At 46.9% G+C, this 23,318-nt stretch carries 25 protein-coding genes and 1 pseudogene; 15 read left to right on the forward strand and 11 right to left on the reverse strand.

Translation table 11 applies throughout. The annotated features are described in order from the left end of the window. Window positions 1-13: 13 nt before the first annotated feature. Entirely contained in the window at window positions 14-1,015 is a 1,002-nt protein-coding gene (locus H6G50_RS09490; protein WP_190715572.1) for a sugar transferase, read from the reverse strand. Between the two features lie 30 nt (window positions 1,016-1,045). Continuing rightward, the gene (locus tag H6G50_RS09495; protein ID WP_190715853.1) at window positions 1,046-1,696 is read right to left on the reverse strand and encodes a DUF3318 domain-containing protein; all 651 of its coding nucleotides are present in this window, start codon (window positions 1,694-1,696) and stop codon (window positions 1,046-1,048) included. Between the two features lie 225 nt (window positions 1,697-1,921). Here H6G50_RS09495 and H6G50_RS09500 point away from each other — a divergent pair, with 225 nt between their 5' ends. Together H6G50_RS09500 and H6G50_RS09505 are read left to right on the forward strand one after the other, a co-directional pair. Continuing rightward, entirely contained in the window at window positions 1,922-2,866 is a 945-nt protein-coding gene (locus H6G50_RS09500) for a GDSL-type esterase/lipase family protein (RefSeq protein ID WP_190715573.1), read from the forward strand. Window positions 2,867-2,924: 58 nt separating this feature from the next. Continuing rightward, on the forward strand, window positions 2,925-3,869 hold the full coding sequence (locus H6G50_RS09505; RefSeq protein ID WP_190715574.1) for a homogentisate phytyltransferase: 945 nt from the start codon (window positions 2,925-2,927) through the stop codon (window positions 3,867-3,869). A gap of 426 nt (window positions 3,870-4,295) precedes the next feature. Here H6G50_RS09505 and prmA read toward each other — a convergent pair whose 3' ends face one another. Beyond that, window positions 4,296-5,183: a 50S ribosomal protein L11 methyltransferase gene (gene prmA / locus H6G50_RS09510; protein ID WP_190715575.1), complete on the reverse strand. Its 888-nt coding sequence runs from the start codon at window positions 5,181-5,183 to the stop codon at window positions 4,296-4,298. Between the two features lie 143 nt (window positions 5,184-5,326). Further along, window positions 5,327-6,907, reverse strand: a complete 1,581-nt coding sequence (gene serA, locus H6G50_RS09515) for a phosphoglycerate dehydrogenase (protein WP_190715576.1) — start codon at window positions 6,905-6,907, stop codon at window positions 5,327-5,329. A 183-nt stretch (window positions 6,908-7,090) separates the two neighbouring features. Between serA and H6G50_RS09520 the strand changes: the two genes are divergently transcribed. The 3 genes from H6G50_RS09520 (at window position 7,091) to recJ (ending at window position 10,967) form a co-directional block, all read left to right on the forward strand. Continuing rightward, window positions 7,091-7,597: a hypothetical protein gene (locus H6G50_RS09520; RefSeq protein WP_190715578.1), complete on the forward strand. Its 507-nt coding sequence runs from the start codon at window positions 7,091-7,093 to the stop codon at window positions 7,595-7,597. 120 nt (window positions 7,598-7,717) lie between these two features. After that, window positions 7,718-8,497 (forward strand): photosystem II S4 domain protein, encoded by a 780-nt coding sequence (locus H6G50_RS09525; RefSeq protein WP_190715580.1) that lies wholly within the window; start codon window positions 7,718-7,720, stop codon window positions 8,495-8,497. A gap of 148 nt (window positions 8,498-8,645) precedes the next feature. Continuing rightward, window positions 8,646-10,967: a single-stranded-DNA-specific exonuclease RecJ gene (recJ, locus tag H6G50_RS09530; RefSeq protein WP_190715582.1), complete on the forward strand. Its 2,322-nt coding sequence runs from the start codon at window positions 8,646-8,648 to the stop codon at window positions 10,965-10,967. A gap of 69 nt (window positions 10,968-11,036) precedes the next feature. Here recJ and H6G50_RS09535 read toward each other — a convergent pair whose 3' ends face one another. Together H6G50_RS09535 and H6G50_RS09540 are read right to left on the reverse strand one after the other, a co-directional pair. Continuing rightward, window positions 11,037-12,851 (reverse strand): DUF262 domain-containing protein, encoded by a 1,815-nt coding sequence (locus H6G50_RS09535; protein WP_190715584.1) that lies wholly within the window; start codon window positions 12,849-12,851, stop codon window positions 11,037-11,039. Window positions 12,852-12,887: 36 nt separating this feature from the next. Continuing rightward, the gene (locus H6G50_RS09540) at window positions 12,888-13,055 is read right to left on the reverse strand and encodes a hypothetical protein (protein ID WP_190715586.1); all 168 of its coding nucleotides are present in this window, start codon (window positions 13,053-13,055) and stop codon (window positions 12,888-12,890) included. 88 nt (window positions 13,056-13,143) lie between these two features. Between H6G50_RS09540 and H6G50_RS09545 the strand changes: the two are divergent. Next, window positions 13,144-14,303, forward strand: a pseudogene (locus H6G50_RS09545) (IS4 family transposase); the annotation flags it as partial. Between the two features lie 74 nt (window positions 14,304-14,377). Here the strand turns inward: H6G50_RS09545 and H6G50_RS09550 are convergent. Further along, window positions 14,378-14,596: a hypothetical protein gene (locus H6G50_RS09550; protein WP_190715588.1), complete on the reverse strand. Its 219-nt coding sequence runs from the start codon at window positions 14,594-14,596 to the stop codon at window positions 14,378-14,380. Between the two features lie 55 nt (window positions 14,597-14,651). Beyond that, window positions 14,652-14,852, reverse strand: a complete 201-nt coding sequence (locus H6G50_RS09555; protein ID WP_190715589.1) for a hypothetical protein — start codon at window positions 14,850-14,852, stop codon at window positions 14,652-14,654. Window positions 14,853-14,884: 32 nt separating this feature from the next. On the opposite strand from H6G50_RS09555, the gene H6G50_RS09560 reads away from it, so the two are divergent. Continuing rightward, window positions 14,885-15,100, forward strand: coding sequence for a hypothetical protein (locus tag H6G50_RS09560; protein ID WP_190715590.1), 216 nt, complete (start codon window positions 14,885-14,887; stop codon window positions 15,098-15,100). A 65-nt stretch (window positions 15,101-15,165) separates the two neighbouring features. Here the strand turns inward: H6G50_RS09560 and H6G50_RS09565 are convergent, their stop codons facing one another. Next, complete coding sequence (locus tag H6G50_RS09565) at window positions 15,166-15,744, reverse strand: GNAT family N-acetyltransferase (protein ID WP_190715591.1); 579 nt, start codon at window positions 15,742-15,744, stop codon at window positions 15,166-15,168. Between the two features lie 267 nt (window positions 15,745-16,011). Here H6G50_RS09565 and H6G50_RS09570 point away from each other — a divergent pair, with 267 nt between their 5' ends. From H6G50_RS09570 to H6G50_RS09600, 7 genes are read left to right on the forward strand one after another with little or no spacing between them, the layout of a single operon-like run. Beyond that, window positions 16,012-16,347: a cation:proton antiporter subunit C gene (locus tag H6G50_RS09570; RefSeq protein ID WP_190715592.1), complete on the forward strand. Its 336-nt coding sequence runs from the start codon at window positions 16,012-16,014 to the stop codon at window positions 16,345-16,347. Beyond that, window positions 16,344-17,792 (forward strand): cation:proton antiporter, encoded by a 1,449-nt coding sequence (locus tag H6G50_RS09575; protein WP_190715593.1) that lies wholly within the window; start codon window positions 16,344-16,346, stop codon window positions 17,790-17,792. Before H6G50_RS09570 ends, H6G50_RS09575 begins: the two co-directional genes overlap by 4 nt. After that, entirely contained in the window at window positions 17,789-18,163 is a 375-nt protein-coding gene (locus tag H6G50_RS09580; protein ID WP_190715594.1) for a Na+/H+ antiporter subunit E, read from the forward strand. The genes H6G50_RS09575 and H6G50_RS09580 overlap by 4 nt, the downstream gene beginning before the upstream one ends. An 11-nt stretch (window positions 18,164-18,174) precedes the next feature. Then, a complete protein-coding gene (locus H6G50_RS09585; RefSeq protein ID WP_190715855.1) occupies window positions 18,175-18,420 on the forward strand; it encodes a hypothetical protein in 246 nt (81 codons plus the stop codon). Further along, window positions 18,417-18,701, forward strand: coding sequence for a monovalent cation/H(+) antiporter subunit G (locus H6G50_RS09590; RefSeq protein WP_190715596.1), 285 nt, complete (start codon window positions 18,417-18,419; stop codon window positions 18,699-18,701). Before H6G50_RS09585 ends, H6G50_RS09590 begins: the two co-directional genes overlap by 4 nt. Beyond that, window positions 18,688-19,248, forward strand: a complete 561-nt coding sequence (locus tag H6G50_RS09595) for a DUF4040 domain-containing protein (protein ID WP_190715598.1) — start codon at window positions 18,688-18,690, stop codon at window positions 19,246-19,248. The genes H6G50_RS09590 and H6G50_RS09595 overlap by 14 nt, the downstream gene beginning before the upstream one ends. Next, window positions 19,245-19,904 carry a Na(+)/H(+) antiporter subunit B gene (locus H6G50_RS09600; protein WP_190715600.1) on the forward strand — a complete coding sequence of 220 codons (660 nt, stop codon included), beginning with the start codon at window positions 19,245-19,247 and terminating at the stop codon, window positions 19,902-19,904. The genes H6G50_RS09595 and H6G50_RS09600 overlap by 4 nt, the downstream gene beginning before the upstream one ends. A gap of 210 nt (window positions 19,905-20,114) precedes the next feature. On the opposite strand, the gene H6G50_RS09605 is transcribed toward H6G50_RS09600, so the two are convergent. Further along, window positions 20,115-20,363, reverse strand: coding sequence for a helix-turn-helix transcriptional regulator (locus tag H6G50_RS09605; protein WP_190715602.1), 249 nt, complete (start codon window positions 20,361-20,363; stop codon window positions 20,115-20,117). 282 nt (window positions 20,364-20,645) lie between these two features. Then, window positions 20,646-21,362 carry a C40 family peptidase gene (locus H6G50_RS09610; RefSeq protein WP_190715604.1) on the reverse strand — a complete coding sequence of 239 codons (717 nt, stop codon included), beginning with the start codon at window positions 21,360-21,362 and terminating at the stop codon, window positions 20,646-20,648. Between the two features lie 149 nt (window positions 21,363-21,511). Here H6G50_RS09610 and H6G50_RS09615 point away from each other — a divergent pair, with 149 nt between their 5' ends. Further along, window positions 21,512-23,137, forward strand: a complete 1,626-nt coding sequence (locus H6G50_RS09615) for a B12-binding domain-containing radical SAM protein (RefSeq protein ID WP_190715606.1) — start codon at window positions 21,512-21,514, stop codon at window positions 23,135-23,137. The last annotated feature ends 181 nt before the right edge of the window (window positions 23,138-23,318 follow it).

The raw sequence follows: 23,318 nt of genomic DNA on the forward strand, positions 1-23,318 counted from the left end.
CGCGCCAGAAAATCTAATAAGCACCACTGTTTTTGCGAAATAATATGAGAACGGTTTGGAGGATGAGCTTGAGATCGTAGGTCAAACTCCAGTTTTCTTGGTAGCGCAAGTCGAGGCGAATAACATCCTCAAAGTTACGGACTTGCGATCGCCCGTTAACTTGCCATTCTCCGGTCATTCCGGGTTTAACATCTAAGCGCTGCCATTCAGGGACTTCATAAATTTCGACTTCGTTGGGAGTTGGGGGTCGAGTTCCCACCAAACTCATTTCTCCTTTTAAAACGTTCCAGAATTGAGGAATTTCGTCAAGACTGGTGCGTCGTAAAAAACGCCCGACTCGGGTAATGCGGGGATCGTTTTCATTTTTGAAAAATGCACCGCTGGCTTGATTCTGAACTTTCGATTTGAGGAACTCCGCATTTTCACACATGGACCTAAATTTCCAGATGGTGAATTCCTGTCCCATCCAACCGCAACGGGTTTGACCGAAGAGAATCGATCCGGGGCTGTCGAGTTTAATGGCGATCGCGATTGGGATAAATAAAATTGCCACAATGACTAATCCGACTATACTGCCCATAATATCGACCAATCGCTTCAAGCGCGAGCGAATCGAGGGATGGGTTTCGGGGGGTTGGATGGGCGAGGAACCCTTGGGGGCATTTTCGGAAGCAGGCAGGCAGTTTTCGATCGCTAACACGCGATCGAGTCCCGTCATAGACAAAACCGCCATCACAGGAGGATGGACGTTTTGTAAGACTAATTTCTTACCTTGCGCCTGCGTGCTTTTAAAATTATTAACTAAAGCCCCTATACCACTACTATCGATAAATTTCGTGATTTGGAAATCAAGAATAATCCGTTCGGAGCTAACATCGCCCTCCAATAACTGGTGATAGCTGCTTTTAAAAGCAACAGCTTCTAGGACGCTCAAGCGAGCGGGAATTTGCATCACAATCGCATCCTTAGAGACAGTAATCGGGAATGCAGCTTGGGTTTCGGGGGTTTCACTCATTACAATGGCTCGAACGAGAAATGGGGTGAACTATACCATCGGTTTGCCTTCGCGCTGAGATTGCATTTGCGCTTTTGCTTTGGCTGCCCCTTTTCTCAGCGCTTGTAAGCGTTCTTCGTATTTTTGCCGTCCTCGACGATTAGGAGTTTGTTCGATCAGCGTTTTTAAGGCACTGCCCAAGCTTTTATAAGCGTTAGGAAGCGTGTAACCGAAGCGAGTCGCTAGCGAGATCGCTTTTTCGTCAGCGGCGATGCTTTCATCGATTTGTCGGCGATTGTTATTTTTTTGCCAGAGACGATAACCAGAAACACCGCACAATGCTAGGGCAAGCAGCAATAACAAACCATCTTGTACCCATAGTTCCCCAACTGCACCGCCTAAACCGATCGCGAGGGCTGCCATTTCCCACCCTTCTTTAGGAATGGTGTCGTTTTGAATGCGTCCGACTTCGTGCCAAAAGAGTAGGTTTCGCTGGTCGATGGCGAGGTTTTCCCACTTCACCAGATCGATTTGAATTTCAACCTCATCCCTACCAATCTCTTCGCAACGAATGAGAGGCGGATTAATTTCTGTCGAACCTTCAACGAGAACCCAGCTTTGCAGTTCCGGGGGCAGTAAGCTTTTTAACCGTCTCAGTTCGCTCATCTCAGCCCTGGCTGAGGCAGTTGCATAAGAAGTCATAGATTTTCCTAACAATACGCCTAAACCTATCATAATATTTCCTTTGAGATCGCAGGCATCCCGGGCAAATTCTGCCAATCTCGTTGGAAGCGCGATCGCCGCTGACCAATCCGTCGATTTTTTCGCAACTGCACGATTTTTTCCCGATCGCGGGACTCAATCGCTGTATGAAGGAGGGGGAAAAACCCGCAGGATTTAGAGTTCCCTTTAGTTGTTAATTTATCGATGAGCGATCCGTTTGTCCTAGCTGCTAGCTTACTAACCACCGCACAGGCTGCTACTCCGCCGATTCCCGTTCGCCTGCTGGGGTTCGATCCCGAACTTGCGGTTCGCACCGCAGAGGATGAGTTCGAGTTACCGACTTCTAGGGAGAGTCCGAGCGTGGAGCCAATTACGCCAGAGTTTAGCATCCCGTTCCCCGAAGCGTCGAATAATACCTTTGCCGAACTCAGTCCGGTTTCGGGGGCGCAGTTATACGAGCAGCGCCGTATGGCGTTGCAGGCAGGCACGCTGTATACTCGTCTGAGTTCGGATAGTTTTTACGAGCGTTGGGCGAATGCGACGCAACAGCCGACGCACGAACAATGGCAAAACTTGTTAGCTAGAGAAGCTACAGCGATCGCGAAGGGACAAGGCTCTAACCCGCTTAATATTTTGGTGGGAGATTCTCTCAGTCAGTGGTTTCCCTCTTCTTTGTTGCCGGGGGGCAAATTCTGGCTCAATCAAGGGATTTCCGGGGAAAATACCCGCCAAGTTCGCCAGCGCTTGCAAGCATTAGATGCCACTCGTCCCAATACGATTTACGTGATGGCGGGAATTAACGATTTGCGCCAGGGGGCGAGCGATCGCGAAATTCTCGATAATCTTCGCGCGATCGCGCATTCTCTCCGCAGCCAGCACCCCGGGGCAGAAATCGTCTTACAATCGATTCTCCCCACCCGCAAACCCGAACTCTCTAACGCCCGCATTCGCTATCTCAACCGCCAAATCGTCTATATCGCCCGCGTTGAGGGCGTAAGTTTCCTCAATGTCTACGATCGCTTCACCGACGATCGCGGACAATTGCGCGCCGATTTAACGACGGACGGATTGCATTTAAACCGGCGCGGCTATCAAGTTTGGCAGGGCGCGATGCAGGAAGCAGAAGATTGGATTGCCGCGAATCGATGAATTGGAAACGGGAAATGTCCGATAATTACGAATTACGAGTTACGAATTACGAATTACAATGACCCAGGTTTCCGCATCCCAGCCCCTCAACTTTTGGAAAAATCCTCGCTCTTGGCTTTATAGCTTCTGGAAGTTTTCGCGCCCCCATACGATTTTTGGCACCAGTTTAAGCGTTTTTGCGCTGTACGGCATTGCTTTTGCCCGCGCTCAGCCAAGTGAGGTTGCCGTAGTGCCGCTCTTGGTGGCTTGGCTGGCTTGTTTGTGCGGCAATATTTACATTGTCGGTCTCAATCAGCTAGAAGATGTCGCGATCGACCGTATTAATAAGCCCCATTTACCGATCGCGGCGGGAGAATTCTCGATCGGGGTGGGTCGATGGATAGTTGGAATAACTGGTACCGCAGCGCTCCTCTTAGCCGCGTTTTCCGGGCGTTGGTTGATGGCTGTGGTGGGGGCCAGTTTAGCCCTAGGAACCGCTTATTCTCTGCCTCCTGTGCGTTTGAAGCGCTTCCCTTTCTGGGCGGCGTTTTGCATATTGGCCGTAAGAGGGGCAATTATAAATATTGGATTGTACCTTCACTTTAGCACGATTTTTCAGCAAAAGGAAGTAATTTCACCGGCAGTTTGGGCGTTAACTTTCTTCGTGTTAATTTTCAGCATTGCGATCGCGATTTTTAAAGACGTTCCCGACACTGAAGGCGACAAAGAATATAACATTGCAACGTTAACGCTACTCCTGGGAAAACCCGCCATTCTTCAACTCGCGCGCGGTTTAATTAGCCTCGGTTATCTTGGATTAATCGTTGCGGCAATTCTTGGTTTGCCGGGAGTTAATGCAAGCTTCTTAGCCATCAGTCACTTATTCTTACTGGGTTTATTGTGGTGGCGTTCCCGAAGGGTAGATTTAGAAGATAAAAGCGCGATCGCGAAATTCTATCAATTCATTTGGAAGCTTTTCTTCTTAGAATATTTACTGTTTCCGCTCGCTTGCTTTTTGAGTTGAAAATTTGGGTCTAGCGAGCCTCAATCAATCCTAAACTGCGATCGCGTCACCCTAAATTTTTGAACGATCGGCTTAAAGCCCGTCCCCCTCCTGACTTCTGAACTTCTGAAGTTTTCCTCTAAAGGAAATTCACAGCCCAGATCTGCCCGGTATAAGCACCTAAGCAAATTTATTTACACATCACTCTACGCCAGAACCTTTGTAAATCAAGAGTTTCAGCGATCTAGAACAGGTAATTTATTTTGCATAAGTGCTTATTAAAGTGAAAACCGGGCGAATTGAAAAACGCTATATCAATTATCCATTGTCGAATGGCACTGACTTAAGGCTGGTGGGCGCTGCCCACCCTACGAAATTATCTCTTATTTCAGCGCCATTCATCAATTATCAATTATCCATTATCCATTATTCATTATCCATTATCAACTATCGTCTCACATTCAAACAACACCATTCCTGACGCTTCCACAACGTCGCCACCGTCCAACCGTGAGCCTCTAAAGTTGCCGAAACGTAGTTCGCTTGCTCGAGTAAAATTCCGCTAAAAATGGCCCAACTTTGAGGCTTCACAATTTTGCTCATTTCAGGAATTAAATCGACGATAACTTCCGCCAAAATATTGCAAACGATCCCATCAATTCCAACCGGGGATAATTCTGCGATCTCGCCGACACTCCCCTTAGAAATAGCAATGCGATCGCTACTAATTTGATTTAACTCGCGATTGTTGTAGGCTGCGCGAACTGCCATAGAATCGACATCCACCGCGTACACCTTTTGCGCGCCGAGCAGAATTGCACCAATCGAAAGAATGCCCGAACCGCAGCCAATATCGGCTAAAACTAGCTCCTCTGCGCCCTCGCTCAAGCGCATTTCCAACGATTCCAAACACAGTTGCGTGGTGGGGTGCGTTCCCGTACCGAATGCCGCGCCGGGATCGAGGCGAATCACCAAGCGATCGCCGTGTTCCGGGGGAGTCAACCAGGCCGGACAAATCAAGAAGCGATCGCCAATATCTTGCGGCTCCCAATACTGCTTCCAACTGCTCGCCCAATCTTCCTCATCGATTAAATGCCATTGCGTTTTAGGAAGGGGAAACTCCAGCGCCAAAGCATCCTGATGCAACCACAGCGATAAAGCCGCGACATCGAGCATCTGTGCGTCTTCCTGGGCGATATAAGAAGAAATCAGCACCGAATTTCCCTTCTTTTCGCTCGCCGTACCGCTACAGCCAAAAGCATCCAGCCGCCAGAAGACTAAATCTTCCAAGGTCGGATCGCTTAATATTTTAATTTCCCACCAACTATTGGACATATTTAGCGATCGCGCCCTTCCCCGAATTTAAAAATTGCACCCTAAAGAGCCAGTCCACTACAGCATCATAACCGAGGTAGGCATTGCCGATTTTTAGCGTTTTTTTTGAATCCGAGCGAAGAACGGCAATGCCTACCCTACACCTAAAGCGTTACCGTGTAAGCATCAGCAATGCCAGGAATCTTCGCAATTTCCTCAACAATGCCTTCCGGGAGAGGATCGTCTAAGCTCAACACCATCACTGCGTTGCCGCGTACAATCTTCCGCCCCACTTGCATACTGGCAATATTCACATTGAAATTCCCCAGTAGCATCCCAATCTTACCAATAATTCCTGGCATATCGCGGTGCAAGGTAAATAACATATAGTTGCTGGGCGGTACATTCACCGGAAAACCATCCAGACTGGTAATGCGAATTTCCCCATTACTCAACAGCGCGCCCGTCACTGAATGTTCGCCGAGGGAACCGCGCGCCGAAAGATGCAACGAACCCGAATAATCCCCCGTCGCCGCATCCTTGGTTTCAATGACGCGAATCCCCCGTTCCTTGGCTTCAATGCTAGCATTGACATAATTCACGCGCTCGCGCAACGCTTGGGAGAGCAATCCTTTAATCGAAGCAACCACCAACGGCTGGCTTTGACTGGTTGCCAAATCGCCTTGAAGTCGCACTTCCAGCTTGTCGATGCGTCCGCCTGCGAGTTGCCCGACTAAAGCACCTAACGTTTCTGCCAAACGCAGATAAGGCTTCAGTTGTTCCATCACATTCGGGCTAAGTCCGGGGATATTCACCGCAGAACGTGCGGGCAATCCCAACAAGACATCGCGAATTTGTTCGGCAACATCGATCGCGACATTGACTTGCGCTTCCTCCGTGGAAGCACCTAAATGAGGGGTAAGGATGATACGACTGTCGAGGGAACGTAAAGACGAATCGCCCAAGGGTTCGCTATCAAAAACATCTAATGCTGCTCCAGCAATCGTTCCCGCTTCCAACGCTTCGGCTAACGCAGCCTCGTCAATAATACCGCCCCGAGCGCAATTAATAATTCTCACCGTCGGCTTCATTTTGGCGAGCGTTTCCGCATTAATCATATTGGCGGTTTCCGGTGTTTTCGGGACGTGGAGCGTGATATAGTCCGACTCGCGGAATAAAGTTTCCAAGTCCGCAAGGCGACAGCCGATTTGTTCGGCGCGTTCTGCGGTGATAAACGGATCGTAAGCCAATAATTGCATTCCCATCGCTTTCGCTACAGCGGCAACGTGGGAACCAATTTTACCCAAACCAACAATACCGAGGGTTTTTTTATAAACCTCGCTACCCATAAACTTTTTGCGATCCCAGCGCCCTTCGAGCATGGATTGATGCGCTTGGGGGATGTGACGAGAAAGCGCCATCATTAAGGCAAGTGCTTGCTCGGCAGCGGCGGTAGTATTACCTTCTGGGGAATTAACAACAACGATTCCCCGACGAGTTGCGGCAGGAATATCGACATTATCGACTCCAACGCCCGCTCTGCCAATGATTTTTAGTTGCGTTCCCGCTTCGATGACTTCTTCAGTAACGCGCGTTCCCGAACGAATCATCAGTGCGTCGTACTGCCCAATAACATTAATCAGTTCGTCGGCGGATAACCCGGTTTTAACATCAACTTGAGCGACTTGAGAGAGAATATCAATTCCCGCTTGGTCTACGGGATCTGAGACAAGAACTTTAGCCATAGGATTGAAAATAAAGCGTTTGACGAGAAATTTAAGTAGAATTACGCAGGTTCGCGATCGGACTAGATCAGTTTATCATTAGCTAGCAGCCTTTTAAGCCGTTCCGATCGGAAGCTGACAGATTGCGCTGATTAAGCGTTAGAGTGAATGATTGTAGCCCTTTAATCGACAAGTTCGCGCAACATGGATTATCTCATTGCGATCTTCCCCGATCGCCTGAAAGCTGAAGAAGCATATACTGCCCTCGAAAAAGAAGCCCTGCCAACCTCTCAAATCGCGATTTTGGGGCGAGGTTACAAAACTGCCGAAGAATTCGGACTCGGAGATCCGAAAGCGAAAGCCAAGAAGCAAGCGTTGCTGATGGCATTATGGATCGTGCCGTTCGGCTTCATCGCCGGTTTTGTGTTTAACTTGCAGACGGGAATCGAGATTGTTCCAGCTTTGGGAGGATTGGGAAATCATATTCTCGGCGGGCTGTTTGGCGCGATTGGAGGAGCGATGGGTAGTTTTTTTGTCGGCGGTGGCGTGGCTCTCACTTCCGGGAACGATTCTATCATTCCGTACCGCGATCGCCTCGCACAAGGACAATATTTAGTTGTAGTAGGCGGTACGCCAAATCTCCAACAACAAGCACGCCCGATTCTCCGTCGTTTTACCTCCGAACCCTTACAAACTTACGCCGATTCATAATAATTCGTAATTCGTAATTCGTAATTCGTAATTCGTAATTCGTAATTCGTAATTCGTAATTCGTAATTCGTAATTCATCATTCCCCCATTCATTATTCACTTTTCATTATTCATTAAAAAATGTTGCCCAGAGAAGAATTATTGAAAGGAGTTGAAAATCGCGACAGTTTGGCACGCGTTATCGACTTAGCCGAACAAGCCATTAAAACTTGGGAAGTAACGGTGACAGATTTTTTGTCGCCAGCGGTGTTAATTGAAGTCGAAGAACGCTTCGCAAAACTTACCGAAATCGATCGCGTCGCTTGGGGAGGATACCCGCAAGCAGAACGCCAACGCATCGGGATTGCACGTTCTGAAATTCCTTTGGATGCAGCACAAGTAAACCTCGCTGCTGTCGATATTGCAGGTAATTTTCTTTTCGATGCGGCGACGCATCGCGATTTCCTCGGTGCAATGTTAGGAACGGGAGTCGTGCGCGAGAAAGTCGGCGATATTCTCGTCCTCGGAGAACGGGGCGCGCAGGCGATTGTCGTCCCGGAATTGGTAGAATTTTTGGAGACGAACTTGAATCAAGTGCGATCGGTTCCAGTGAAAGTTCGACGCATCGAACTCGAGGAATTAAAAGTTCGCCCCCCCAAGAAAAAAGAAATGACAACCGTTGAAGCATCGCTGCGGTTAGACGCGATCGCATCGGCTGGTTTTGGACTCTCTCGCAGTAAAATGTCAGATGCAATTTCTGCCGGGGATGTGCGCGTTAACTGGAAAGAAGTATCGCAACCCAGTTATGCTGTCAAGTCTGGCGATCTAATTTCTTTTCGCGGCAAAGGACGTTTAGAAGTGGGCGAAATTGCTATTACAAAAAAAGAACGCTACCGCGTGCAATTAACTCGTTTCGTCTAATGATGAATTTTGAAATTGCCACAACCTATTTGGGATTGCTATATTTCGTAGGGTGGGCAGCGCCCACCAACCTTAAGTCAGTGCCATTCAACCTTGGCTTGAGTGAAGAAGCGGTATATTCTTCGTGTCTTTGTGGAACTGAAAAACGATGATGCAAGCTCAATGGCAAATCGCCGCCCCTTCAACATCAACAATTCCCCTCGAATTTCTCGAAGCCGTTCGCGCTTATACGCCATATTCTGAAGGAAAATATGCCGCGCAATTATTATGGAAAAGAGGCATCAAAGAGATAGAAGAGTTACCGGGATTCTTTGACCCAGAGCGCTATCTAGCGTGCAGTCCGTTTGAATTCGGACAAGAAATGAAACAAGCCGTTCGACGATTGCTTGCAGCGCGCGACACCGGCGAAAGAGTTACGATTTGGGGCGATTTTGATGCCGATGGGGTCACTTCAACCAGCGTTTTATGGGAAGGATTGGGACAGTTTTTACCCCAAGAACTCCAGTTAAATTATTACATTCCCGATCGCTTCACCGAATCCCACGGCTTAAATTGTGAAGGCATCGATCGCTTAGCCGCAGCGGGAACCACGCTTATCGTCACCTGCGATACGGGTAGCACGAACTTGCGCGAAATCGAGGCAGCGACAGCATTAGGGATCGATCTTATTATCACCGACCATCACGCCCTACCGCCGGAACGCCCGGAAGTCGTCGCCATAATCAATCCTCGTTATTTCGCCGAAACGCACCCGTTTTATCACCTTTCCGGCGTAGCCGTTGCTTATAAATTGGTGGAAGCGATGTATGCAACGCTACCGGAAGTTCCGCAACAACCCTTAGAAGACCTGCTGGATTTAGTCGCGATTGGCTTAATTGCTGATTTGGTCGCATTGAAGGGAGATTGTCGCTATCTCGCCCAGCGCGGTTTGCAGCAATTGCGGAAGCAATCCGTCGCGCCGACTCGTCCCGGAGTGGCGAAATTGCTGGAGTTGTGCAAGCGAAGCGGCGATCGCCCGACGGATATTTCGTTTGGGATCGGGCCGCGCATCAATGCAGTCAGTCGCATTCATGGCGATGCACGCTTTTGCGTAGAATTACTGACGAGTCGCGATCGCGAGCGTTGCGAACAATTAGCCCTAGAAACCGAACTCGCCAATAGCCGCCGCAAGGAGTTACAGAAAACCGTCGCTGCCTCGGTTAAACGACGTTTGGAACAGATCGACCTCTCCACGACAAGCGTTATCGTGTTGGAAGATCCGCAATGGTCGGGGGGCGTGTTAGGGTTAGTCGCAGGGCAGATGGCGCAGGAATACGGCCGTCCGACGGTGTTGTTGAGTCGGGGGGAAGAGGACGAAGATGGGCTGGCGCGGGGTTCGGCGCGATCGATTCGGGAGATAGACTTCTACGAATTAGTGAAATCGCAAGCGCATCTGCTGCATCGTTTTGGTGGTCATCCGTTTGCAGCGGGATTGAGTTTGCCGGTGGAAAATATTCCTTTATTTCGGGACGCGATCGACCGAGAATTAAGAGCTAAAATTGTCGAACCAACAGCGTTAGTCCCAACTTTTAAAACCGATCTAACCGTCACGGTTGCTGAATTAGGAAAAGAATTATTTCGGGAATTAAACCTGCTCGAACCGTATGGAATGGGCAATCCAATTCCGCAACTGCTGATTAAGAATTGCTGGTTTAAAAATGCTTGGAATAAAAATATTACCGATGCCAAGAATAAAACGGTGAGCTATTTAAAAACCACCTTTAAACTCTGCGATGAATCGCGTCCGCAGGGGATTGCAGGGATGTGGTGGGGACATTCGCGGGACGAACTACCGCTAGAGGGGGTACGCTGCGACGCGATCGTTGAGTTAGATTTTAATACTTACAGTCGGGGAGAGGACGGGAAAGGCAGCTACGAAGCGCGTTTAGTTGCGGTGCGGGTTGCGGGCGAAAGTGCCGTTAGCGAGGGGGAGTGGAAGGGAGAATGGATGGCAGATTGGCGGGGTAAAGGGGAAGAGATGGCGGAAGCAGCAACTTCTTATGCAGTTTTGAGGGATTGTCCGAGTAGTTGGAGGAAATTGCAGGGGGAATTTAACGCCGCAGTTGCGCAATCCAAACCTTTAGCCCTGGCTTATCCTTCTCCCGAATCGCCCACCCCAGAGCAAGTTTGGCGCAAACTCATCGGGATTGCGAAACACCTCGATCGCACCGCTACCCCAGCAAGTTTAGAGCAAATCGCGATCGCGTTGGGTCTGAGTCGTCTTACCCTCGAATCGGGATTGGAAGCGTTGAAAAGTTTGGGGTTCGAGCTAAAACGCACGGGCGATTCTTTAAGCATTCGCTGGAAATCCCAAAACTCGAATCCTGCAACTGACGCAATTTCTTTGTTCCTATTGCAAATCGAAGAAGAACAATTCAGACAAGGATATTTTTATCGCGCTCCTGTAGAAACTTTACAAGCCGGATTGTAGAAAAATTTCCTTCAATTTTTTATTTAACTTAAGAAAGACAAACGATAAACTAAAACACTTTAGCTAAAATTATGGAATAAAAATTTTAAGAGCAGCATCTATTAAAAGCTCTTTTTGGTCATTTATTTCGATTTGTGTCCAAGTTGTCTTTGAACCTATTTCTTGAGTCAACAAAACAGAAGATTGTTGATAAAGCGGTGCTTTACACATAAAGGGATCATTCCCGCCTAAAGTATTTTGACCTGGATCCATAATTGTCAAGTTCCCAAGTGTATTTTTAAGTGGCTCAAGATTAGAGTCTAAAACTGAACTACCTGAATTACGTGGATACACATGTTCAATGGATGTTCCTGCAAAGTCATAAACCCTACTTTTATCAACACAAACAGGTACTCCTGCCGCACCATTTTTGTACCATTGATAATAGTATTCAACGGTCATAAGAAAATATTTAAGTGGTTTGTTCCCACCAGACTCTTTATACTCAAGCATATTAAGAGCATTTTTAAATGTTGAATCTGTAGCTTTTGTACTGATTAGATTTTGCAGTTTTGTTTTTATATTAGAGATAGTATAAGAATTCGGGTCTTGTCTGATAGCTAGTGACTCTTGATAGTAAATACCCTTCAAAGGGGTTGCGTGCTGATTGCATATTATTTTATATCTAAAAAAAGTTCTTTCGACTATCTGAACTATTTCGGAGAATAATCGATGATCGAGTTTAGCCGCTGCAAGAAATAAAGGAATTGATAAATCATGTCCAAGTTCAACTAAAAGAATATTTAAGCGAGTTATATCCCAGCCAGTAATAGGTTGCTGTTTTGAATATAACCACTGACCTTTTATGAGCTTTCTACACTTGATGATATCCTCATGGATGTTCTTTACCGTTTCATGAATCTGCTGTGCATGGTGTAGTGTTAAGCTAATCTGCTGATTTTGAGGAAAGAATTTATCGAGAAACATATCAAACAAAGCATTTTGCTGAGGTCTATTTCCTTGATAGGACTCATAAATCCAGTTAAGATAATTCTTAGTATCAGCAGGAGGATCGGCTAGTATTTCGTCCCACATTCTTTCAACAGCGTCCTGTTGTTGATTAAAACCTTCTAAAAGCTCTAATGTTTTAGCTCTTAAAAGGTCACCATCCGTTAGATTAGTACCTCTATCGTTAATAACCTGAAAAAGCCGAAACGCATCCTCTCGGCTGCCAGTTACCATGTGGAGAATAGTAAAGTCATTGTCCAGAATATTTTGAACTATTTCAAGATCGTCAATTTTGTCTTCAATCCTAGCATGAGAAGCAATGATTGACTGAATAGTGGTTCTCAGGGAATTATAGGCATATAAAATTTTGTTATGAGAATCTCTTGAAACAGAAGTCTGAATGTCACGAATTAATTCTTTATAAAAAGATCGATCGGCTTTAGATAGTTCTAAAACTTCAACAGGAGTAACCACTCTTTGGACTTCTTGGCTAAATTCTATAAAACGTTCAGATAGCTTTTCTATTCGTCCTTTTATAATTGATTCATTATCAGTATCGCCTAATCCATTTGCTTCTACTTGCAATTCTTTGTAGCTTTTTACTAAGCACGCGACTAGCAAAGTAAATGTTGCAATTCTTTGCTGACCATCAATGATTTCGTATTTATGCTGATTAACTGTGCCTGGAACAGAGTGTTTTACGCTTAGGATTCCACCAAAGAAATGGTTTACAGGTGAATCCGATCTCCTTTTTTCAAAACACTTTTTTAAGTCTTTTATGAAATCAGATACAGATTCAGCATTCCAAGCATAAGCTCTTTGATACTTTGGAATGAAGAACATGGGTTTATAGGAAAATAGGTTACCAATAGAAGTATATGCCGGCTCAATATTCATATATATTTATTCAAATCTTGCTGCAATATCTTTATACTATATCACCGTATCATCTTCCAACTGACCGACAGCACGATAATCTCTATTGATGCGTGCTGAATAGATGGGCAAATTGGGATGGACTTTCTTGAATCGCAAGCTGGGATAGCTCGGATCTTGCTTGAATTGCCGATAGGCTTTACGGGCTGGGGGGGCGACAAGCAAGCCGAAATCTAGACAGGGATACAAATTGAAGCCAATATGGTAAAAAAAGATCGGTCTACTATTGTCAATGAGACCGACCTACCTAAAAATGATTCATCCATTATACCAAAAACACTTAGAACATCAACTCTCTCAAGCTCAACTGTTGTTTCTCTCAGTCATTATTGAAGTTCTTCAAAGTCTCAAACAAGTTAAAGCCGAACTGATAGCGACAGCCTTGCCCTTGCCAATCTTATTTGAGAGCCGTCGCAAAAAGTTGCAAAGATTATTATCCTTGAAAGCCCTGAATATGAAAAGGATATGGTTTCCGATTCTTCAAGATTGGCTGGCGACCACATTCCCGGATTCAGACCATCTTTACATTGCTTTAGACCGTACCAATTGGGACAACCTTAACTTGCTGATGGTAAGCTTGATTTACCGCAACAGAGCAATTCCTTTATATGGAGAATTCTTAAATAAACTCGGTTCGAGTAACCTGAGCGAGCAAATCCGAGTTTTGTCGCCGGTTTTAGCCTTGTTGAAGTCCTATCGAGTTGTCGTTCTCGGAGACCGAGAATTCTGTTCGGTTCTGTTGGGAGATTGGCTTGGGGAGCAGGGTGTCAGCTATGTATTGCGTTTGAAGGAAACGACTTCGTTCCAAAAAAATGGCAAGTTTGAGAGCCTCAATAAACAAGGACTTAAACCGGGGACTTCTTTCTTTTTTAAAAGGGTCAAAGTGACTCAACAAGTGAAAAGTAAAACTTTTAATGTAGCGGGGAAGTGGAAGCGGACTTATCAGCAGACTTCGGTGGCAGAAGGTTGGTATCTGCTCACCAATCTGGAGAGTAAAAATGAAGCGATCGTCGCCTATAAAAAACGCTTTGATATTGAAGAAATGTTCCGCGACTTCAAGAGGGGTGGTTACAACTTGGAAGACAGTCAAATTCGAGGTGAGAGGTTGAATTCTTTGATGTTGTTACTGTTTATGGCTTATTTTCAAGCAACGATGACAGGGCAGAAATTTAAACGTCAGAATCTCCAAAAATATTTGGGAAGACCCGAACAAAAACGGCGCAACACCCGTAGACACAGTAGCTTTTACTTGGGTCTTTACTGTCGAGACTGGATTCCTTTTTGGCATCAATGCTGGGAAATGGTGGAGAAGTTAATGCAATTAAGTCCGAATAAGCTCCCGTATTATCAGCGAGGCATGAGGGCTATGAAGCTGATTCTTTCTACATTTTAGCCTTCTTGTCGCCCCCCCAGCTTTACGGGTCTGCTCTTGAATCGGTTCCGGGAGATCGGCAAACATTTCTCGGAACCGAGCAGTATACGAGATTTCACAACGTTTCCGGGTCTAATTCTTGAGTCTCACCCGCTCGATATTCTGCCATTGCTTCGGCTGCTAGTTTAGCCAATAAGTCTGGCGATCGCGCAAAGGAGTCGTCCCATTGCTGCTCTTCTTCGAGTTCTTCTAAAATTAGGGTTGCGATCGCATCCTGTTTATCTGTTGGTAAGGTTTTTAATCGGGCGATCGCTTGTTCAAGCAATTTGGTCATGGTTACAGTCCTCCTATATGATAGCATTGCCAAAATCTACGAGTCGTAAAATGCCTCAAATTGCTCGGTAGTGTCCTGCTTCAAAATCAGCTATTGCTTCTTCAGCTAAGTTATCTAGTTTGCCAGCGGCAATATCATTCTCAAGCTGTTCGTCCCAATGCTGATAATCTAAATCGAAAAACCACACTAGAAGCTGATTAAAATCATTAGGTGAAAGCTGGAGGATTGCAGTTTCGAGTTGTTCGAGCGTTAACATTGTCTTTCCTCTTTCTTCTGCTGGATGAATGATTGCTTTCTTTTCAAAGTGTAGTGACGGATACCGATAGTCTTGTTTCAGAAATTCATAGCATCGGTCGGCTAGCTCTTGAATCTCGTCGGGCAACTGTCGATAATGATAATGATACCAAAAATCAGGGGTTGCACGATGTATCACAAGTCAGTACAACGCCCTTCCCGTATATGTTGCAGTGTTATGCCTTACATACCGTCGGCAAAATATCTTAAAAGTGTTGAGATATATTACCTCAAACTCAACACTAACAGTTTTGTCCGTCCGCTGCCATGAAGTGTTAGCTCGCGTCACGCACCTTGGCATACATGAAGGCATCTCTAGGAATTGTTGAAATGTTAGGGCGGATTTGGTAGCAACGCAACCTCCCTTCACACACTAAACCACTCTTTTCCAGAACTTTAACTGAAGCAAGGTTTTCCGTATCGCAAGTTGCCCAAACTCGATGAATTTCTGGCAAGTTAATTGCCCATTCCACGACAGCACAAGCGGCTTCTGTTGCATAACCTTGTCCCCAATATTTCTGATTGAGCAGATAACCAAAACCAGCCGCACGATCTTCTACCCAACAACTAATCGTGCCAATGGGTCGATCGTCAGGTTTGACTGTAAGTACCCAGGAGAAACTACCTGATTCCCATTCTGCCGGACGGCTCTCCAGGAATTTTAAAACCTCGCTGACATCAGTACGAGGACGATAATCCATGTAGTGAATGACTTTGGGATCGCTAGCATATTCAAAGATTGCCTCCGCATCTGCGAGACGAGGGCGGCGTAAAATAAGCCTTTCTGTTGTAAATACTTCAGGAGCCTGTAACATGAGAGCGCTTTTATCTTTATCGGCAAATAACGGACTCACACATTTGAGATTATCCAATAAAACCCAAATTAGAGTTTTCTTAATAATTTATCTATCTCATCACCTTTTAGCGCCTCGATCGCTAACATTCACAAAAATCAATGATTGCTCTTGCGATCTTGTATCGCGAGGGGTACAGCAGTCTGTTAAACTCAGAAAATGGGATGTTTTACCTCGCGCTTGCAATCGAAATAAAGAGCCAGCATTACTCAAAATCTTGGCTTGAAATGGAAGTTAATTACCGAGATCGATAAATAAAGCTAGTCTATGTTAGAAGCGTGCGCGTTAACAACAATATTAATCGGTTTTCTAGGGATTATTTTAAAGAAAAATCTCGTCATGAAAATTGTTTCAATGGATGTCATGAGTACCGGAGTTGTTGCTTATTACGTGCTAATGGCATCGAGCGATGGTTTGTTGACCCCAATTTTAGGGGATATCAAAAATACCGACTATGCCGATCCAGTTCCCCAAGCCGTTATTTTAACCGCCATCGTCATCGGCTTTTCCATTCAAGCATTAATGCTTGTCGGCGTGATGAAACTCGCCCGAGACAATCCAACCTTAGAGAGTCGCGAAATCGAAAATAATAATAGGCTATGAATGCTCTGACAATCGCTTGGATTGCCTTCCCCTTCTTCATTGGGTTCCTCATCTTCCTATTTCCAAAAATCGATCGCGTCCTCGGAGTAATCGCAACCTTCGCCTCCATTGAATACGCGATTCTTTTATTTCTTCAGCCCTCACCCCTCAACTACCAGCTATTAGACAGCTTCGGGGTGACATTAATTTTAGACCAGCTAACCAGTTATTTCATCCTCACCAATGCCCTCGTTACCTTAGCCGTCTTGTTCTACTGTTGGCAGCGCGGGAAAAGTGCCTTTTTCTACGGCCAACTGCTGATTTTACACGGTAGCGTTAATGCGGCCTTTGCCTGTGCGGATTTAATCAGCTTGTACGTGGCGCTGGAAGTGAGCGGAATTGCCGCATTCCTGCTGATTGCCTATCCGCGCAGCGATCGCACGCTTTGGGTTGCCTTGCGCTACCTCTTCGTCAGCAATACTGCCATGCTGTTCTACCTCATCGGTGCAGTCTTGGTGTATCGGGCGAGTCATTCCTTCAGTTTCGCCGGATTGGGGAACGCGCCCCCCGAAGCGATCGCGCTGATTTTTCTGGGATTATTAGTTAAAGGTGGAATCTTCCTCTCTGGATTGTGGCTTCCGCTGACGCACTCCGAATCCGAAACCCCCGTCTCGGCAATCCTTTCCGGCGTTGTCGTCAAAGCAGGCGTATATCCCCTAATTCGCTGCGCGTTGATGGTGGAGGAAGTCGAACCCATCGTCCGCTTTTTTGGCGTAGTAACGGCCTTACTCGGCGTATTCTTCGCTGTCTTTGAAAAAGATAGTAAGCGAATGCTCGCATTTCATACCATATCCCAACTGGGTTTTATCCTTGCCGCACCCGTTGTCGGCGGGTTCTACGCCCTCACCCACGGACTGGTGAAAGCGGCGCTATTTATGCTAGCCGGACGCTTACCGAGTCGCAGCTTTAAAGAATTGCAAGAACGTCCCATCGATCGCCAGATTTGGATTGCTTTAGTCATTGCCAGCTTTTCGATTTCCGGTTTCCCGATGTTAGCCGGTTTTGGAGCCAAGATCTTAACCTCCAAAAACTTTTTGCCGTGGCAAGAAGTCGCGATGAATATTGCAGCCCTGGGAACCGCAATTTCTTTTGCAAAGTTCATCTTTTTGCCCTTCAAAAACTCGGAAGAGAAGTCAGAAATCCAACGCGGTTTTTGGGCAGCTATGTTAATCTTACTGGGTGGATTAATCGCCGCCAATAGTGTTTACTACGAAGCCTATACTTGGGGGAACGTTATTAAACCGATCGCAACGATTGTTGTAGGATGGGGACTGTACTTAACAATTTTCAAGCGAGCGAGCGTCAAACTTCCTCGCGTTGTTGAAGAATTCGAGCATTTAATCGGAGGAATGACGTTAATGTCAATGTTTATTTTTTGGATTGTGTTGATACGTTCAAACTTATGAATCTCCTATTAAGATTGACGATTTGGTTCTTATTAACCTCAGATTTCAGTTTGCCGAACATTATTATCGGGATTGCGATCGCCTTACTGCTGCCCGGGCCGCGCATAACCTCGGCATCGCTGGGAGATTGGCTGCGCGCGCTGCGCGAGATTTTTGTTGCCGTTCCTCAAGCTTATGTCGAAGCAGTTGAAATGATCCTGCGCCCGCACCGCCACGAAGAGATCGTCGCCGAACGGGTTAAACCGCAGCGATCGCTGGGATTAATTTTTCTCGATATTTTTCTGATTACTTTTACCCCAAAAACCATTGTCGTGAGATATCGGCAAGAAGGATGGTACGACGTTCATTACGTGCGAAGGAGGCTGCATTGACTCTCAATGAAATGATTTTAATGGGCGCGATCGCAACCTTGCTCGTTCCCCTATACGAAGCGTGGAAAGATGAAAATATCTGGCAAACTATGCTTGCTTTTGCCAGCATTTCCAGCAAAACCGCAATTATTGCTTTGCTCGTTTCCGTGCTGCGCGACGATTGGATGCTGGGGGTTGTTGCAGTTATCATCCTCAGCGTTGGTAATGCCGGATTAATGTTACTCGCTCACATTCTCAAACGCTTGCAAGAAGAATGATCAATTTACTCAGTTATCTTTGCTTGGGAATCGGTCTCTTTTTTTGGTATTGGGGAACCTTACCGCTGTTGGGCAAGCGATCGGTATTATTCAAACTGCACAGCTTGTCCGTATCCGATACATTAGGTTCGATCGCGATCGTTATCGGACTGCTGCTGAGAATTCCCAGCGAATGGCCGCTTCTCGTCCTCGCCCTCGTTAGCTTAGCCCTCTGGAATACCATGCTGGGCTACGTTTTAGCTTATTGCTCGACCAAAGAAGGCGAAAATGACCTCTCCTAACCTTGAAATTAACTTTATCGTCCTTTTGCTCCCGATCGCGGCTGCCTTAGTCGTCTTTCAGGTTAACCCCTATCATACCCTCGTGCTGCGGGGAATGCTAGGCGCGATCGCAGCCCTCGTCTACACCGTCTCCGGCGCGCCCGATGTCGCCCTCACCGAAGCCTTAGTCGGAACGCTGCTGGCGATTACCCTTTACGCCGTCGCGGTGCGATCCTCCTTAGTCTTGCGCCTGGGCATTTTAGAAGGAAAAGAAAGCGAATTGCAGCGCGTTTTAGCCGACTTGCGCGCCGTTATCGAACGGCACTACCTGCGGCTAGAAATCGTTCCCTACGCCGAAAAACAAGCATTAGAAAGCGCCCTCGCAGAAAAGGAAATTCACGCAATTTGCTCGTCAGAAGGAATGCCGGAAAAAGCCGCCCGCCTCACCGTTCGCATTCGCCGCATTTACGACATTCTCGAAGCCGAACTGCGATCGCCCGAGACGATTTTAAATCATGTTGAAGTAACCGACGCGATCGTCCCCCAATTGGAGAAAAAGCATCTATGAAATGGGTTTATATTATTGCAAGCATCCTACTGTTCGTTAAAATGCTCCTCGTGGCGAACCCTAGCGCAGACTTTCCGCTGCCCATTGTCGAAACCATCGTGCGAGAAAGTGGCGTTCCTAACGCCGTCTCCGGGGTAATTTTCCGCAACCGCCTCTACGACACCATTTTTGAAGTCGTCGTCTTTACGATCGCAATTTTAGGCTGCAACTACCTCCTCGCCACAGAAAAGCCCTTTCCGATGGTGTATCAACTCCCTGACAGCCCTTCAATTTTATTAGCACGCTTAGGAGCAACAATCTCGGCGTTGGTCGGAATCGAACTAGCAATTCGCGGCCATCTCAGTCCTGGAGGCGGTTTTGCGGCGGGCGTTGCAGGCGGAACTGCCATTGGTTTAGTCGCGATTACCTACTCCCCCCAAGCCATGCAGCAAATTTATCAACGTTGGCAAGCTGCCCGCTGGGAGAAAGTTTCAGTATTGCTATTTATCGTGCTTTCTGCCGTTACTCTCTGCGGTTGGGAACTCCCCCACGGCGACTTAGGGACATTAGTTAGCGGCGGTATTTTGCCCTTCCTCAACTTTTTAGTTGCCGTGAAAGTTGCATTGGGTTCTTGGGCGGTAATTTTGTTGTTTATTCACTATCGAGGATTGTTGTGAGCGATCGCATTGTCTTGACAGACTGTAGACGATCTGTCACCATGAAGACTAGAGATCGTTTGTTCTTAACTATGGAATTGCAACTCTCTTTATTTCCGAGCGATCGAGAAGCTCCAAATACCAGCAAGAAATCCGATAATAAATCGAAGACTTTATACTGGGAGGAACTTTTCTTAAACTTTTGCCTGAGATTTTCCGCCGATTCAAAATTCATTCTCTTTTCTCGCTCTCTCGCTCCAGGTTATTAAGAAGGTTTGAGACGGTAAGATTTAAGCCTCTAGCTAGGGCGACAATCGCCGTTAGAGAAGGATTTCTCACGCCGCGCTCTAATCCCGATATATAGGTGCGATCGAGGTTACAACGCAATCCCAGTTCTTCCTGCGAGATCCCGGCTGCCGTCCGATGTTGTCTGATTAAAGAGCCGAAAGCTTTCAGGATTTTTGCTTTTGAGGGTTCCATTCAACCATCGTCAATGCTAGATGACAATGAGTCTACGGACTATCCGTCACATATTTCAGGATAAATTGTCGTTTAAGGCAACAACTCAAAGTAATCGCAGTGGCTTGGACGAATAATTGAAAAATCTCGACGATCGAGTTTTATACCTCTGAAGCAATCAATACTCAACCCTATATAGCGGTTTTCACATGAATGAGGTACACCCAGCGGGCGAATACCATTCGCCCCTACGGGGCGGCGTTTAATTTCGAGGCGACCTCGAAATCCGCGCCCCTACCGATTTCATTTTTGGATCTGTACCTCACACAAAAGAAAAACGTTATAACTTTCCATCACTCGCCCCGCCCCGCAAAATTGCTCGTAATAAGCGCGACTCACCGCGTCGCCCTCTGCCGAAAGTTCGTCAATCCCAATCCCATTACGTCCAATCTCTTTCCCCGAACTATGGATATATTTTCCCTCTCCTAAATACAGCGCAACGTGAGTCACTCGATGGGTTTTCTTGAAAAACAGTAAATCGCCCCGTTGCAAGTCTTCTACCTCAATTGGTTGGGTAAAATCCGCTTGTTGATAAGAATCCCGAGGCAACCAAATTCCGGAAGCAGAAAACGCCGCCTGCATTAGTCCCGAACAATCGTAGTTCGGCGCAACCGTTCCGCCCCAAAGATATTCATTCGTACAGTCCATTGCTGCTAACATGAAATCAATAATTTCGGGAAGTCGTTGTTCGATTTCCTCGCGGGTAACGAAGATCGATTTGTAAGGCGTTGCTGGTGCTTCGAGGTGCGGTAAATCGGTCATCAGCAACCAACCGCTATAGCCATCCTCGCATAACTGCACTTCTATTGCCGCTTCGACGGGTGCGGGCGTAAGGATGCGTAAAAAGCGCCCTGCGGCGGCTTGCGTGACTAAACTTTCGGCTTGAGGCGACTTGTAAAGATTCAGCGCGGTTAAGCAGCGATATTGCCCTGTTGCAGAGGTTGGTAAGGTTGGTATCATATCAGTTCGATGCGATCGCGCGGTTTTTTAAAAGTTACCCGAGGCATAGCACTGCGGCTGCCCCTATTTAGCTTAACTGGGTCAGGTAGCAGCGAACAAAAAAGCAAAATCCAGTTAGAATAACTCTCAAGCTATTCCCCAAACTGGCGATGACTGCGACTCTAAAAGAATTCGAGATAACCATTCCCGAAATGACAGCGGGGCGAAAGCACTACCGCCCGCAAAATCACCGCCGCATTCTCTGCGTGTTTCCGAAGTACGCGCAATCCTTCGGAACGCTGCACCACGCCTATCCTCTCACGGGCGGACGGGTGCGCGCCTTTATGCCCCCCCAAGGACTTCTGATTGTCGCTGCTTACCTCCCCTCGGAATGGGAGGTTCGCTTCATTGACGAAAATATTAAACCGGCGAAAGCTTCGGATTATCGTTGGGCGGATGTTGTCATCGTTAGCGGAATGCACATCCAGCGCCCTCAAATTAACCGCATCAACGAACTCGCCCACAAAGCCGGAAAAATAACGTTTGTGGGCGGTCCTTCCGTTTCCGGCTGTCCGGAATATTACCCCGACTTCGACCTGCTGCATTTGGGCGAATTGGGCGACGCAACCGATAAAATTATTGAGTACGTCGATTTGCACGGCGATCGCAGACCCGAACAACAAATTCGCTTTGAAACCCAAGAACGCCTCCCGTTAAGCGAATTTCCCACCCCCGCTTACCACCTCATCAATCTCGACCAATATTTCCTCGCGAATATCCAATTTTCTAGCGGTTGTCCCTATCGCTGCGAGTTCTGCGACATTCCCGAACTCTACGGGCGCAATCCCCGCCTGAAAACGCCCCAGCAGGTTGTCGCCGAACTGGATGCGATGCTAGAAAGTGGCAATCCCGGCGCGGTGTATTTCGTCGATGATAACTTTATTGGCAATCGGCGCGCGGTGACGGAATTGTTACCCCATCTCATCGATTGGCAGAAACGGCGCGGTTATCCGGTGCAATTTGCTTGCGAAGCGACGCTCAATCTCGCTCAAAGTCCCCAAATCTTGGAGATGATGCGCGAGGCTTACTTTTGTACGGTATTTTGCGGCATCGAAACGCCGGAAACCGACGCGTTAAAGTCGATTTCTAAGCAGCACAACCTGAGTATGCCGATTTTGGAGGCCGTGAAAACCTTCAATCGCTACGGAATGGAGGTGGTTTCGGGGATTATTATCGGTCTCGATACCGATACGCCCGATACAGGCGATCGCATCCTGGAATTTATTCGCCTTTCCAATATTCCGATGTTGACAATTAACCTTCTTCATGCTTTGCCTCGGACTCCACTTTGGCGAAGATTGGAAGCGGAAGGGCGATTGTCTTTTGATGAAACGCGCGAATCGAACGTCGAATTTCTCTTACCTTACGAACAAGTGGTTGAGATGTGGCGGCGTTGCATCACCACCGCTTACGATCCGGATTTTCTCTATCGACGCTATGCGTATAATATGGAGCATACTTATCCCAATCGCATCAAAGTTCCGAACAGTCCGGCGCGAGTTTCAAAGAAGAATATTCGCAAGGGATTGACGATGTTAGGGAATATTTTATTGCGCGTGGGCGTTTTTAGTCGCTACCGCAAGACGTTTTGGGAGTTAGCAGGCCCGAAACTGAAAGCAGGTAAGATTGAGGGAATTATTCATGTGGGAATGGTGGGGCATCATTTGATTCAATTCGCCCGAGAGTGCGGGCGCGGCGATGAATCTGCCTCATTTTACGCTCAAAAATTACGTTGAATGAGGCTTTAAGGGCGAAGGCCATTCGCCCCTACTTTTTTGGGTTTAAACCGACTTTGGTTTGAGAGTGTTACTCGACTTTAAGGGCGAAGGCCATTCGCCCCTACCCTAGGTTTAAACCGGATTTGGTTTGAGAGTCTAAACTCCGAATTACGAATTACGAATTACGAATTACGAATTA

Source organism: Oscillatoria sp. FACHB-1406 (assembly GCF_014698145.1).
In the GTDB taxonomy this organism is placed as follows: domain Bacteria; phylum Cyanobacteriota; class Cyanobacteriia; order Cyanobacteriales; family Spirulinaceae; genus FACHB-1406.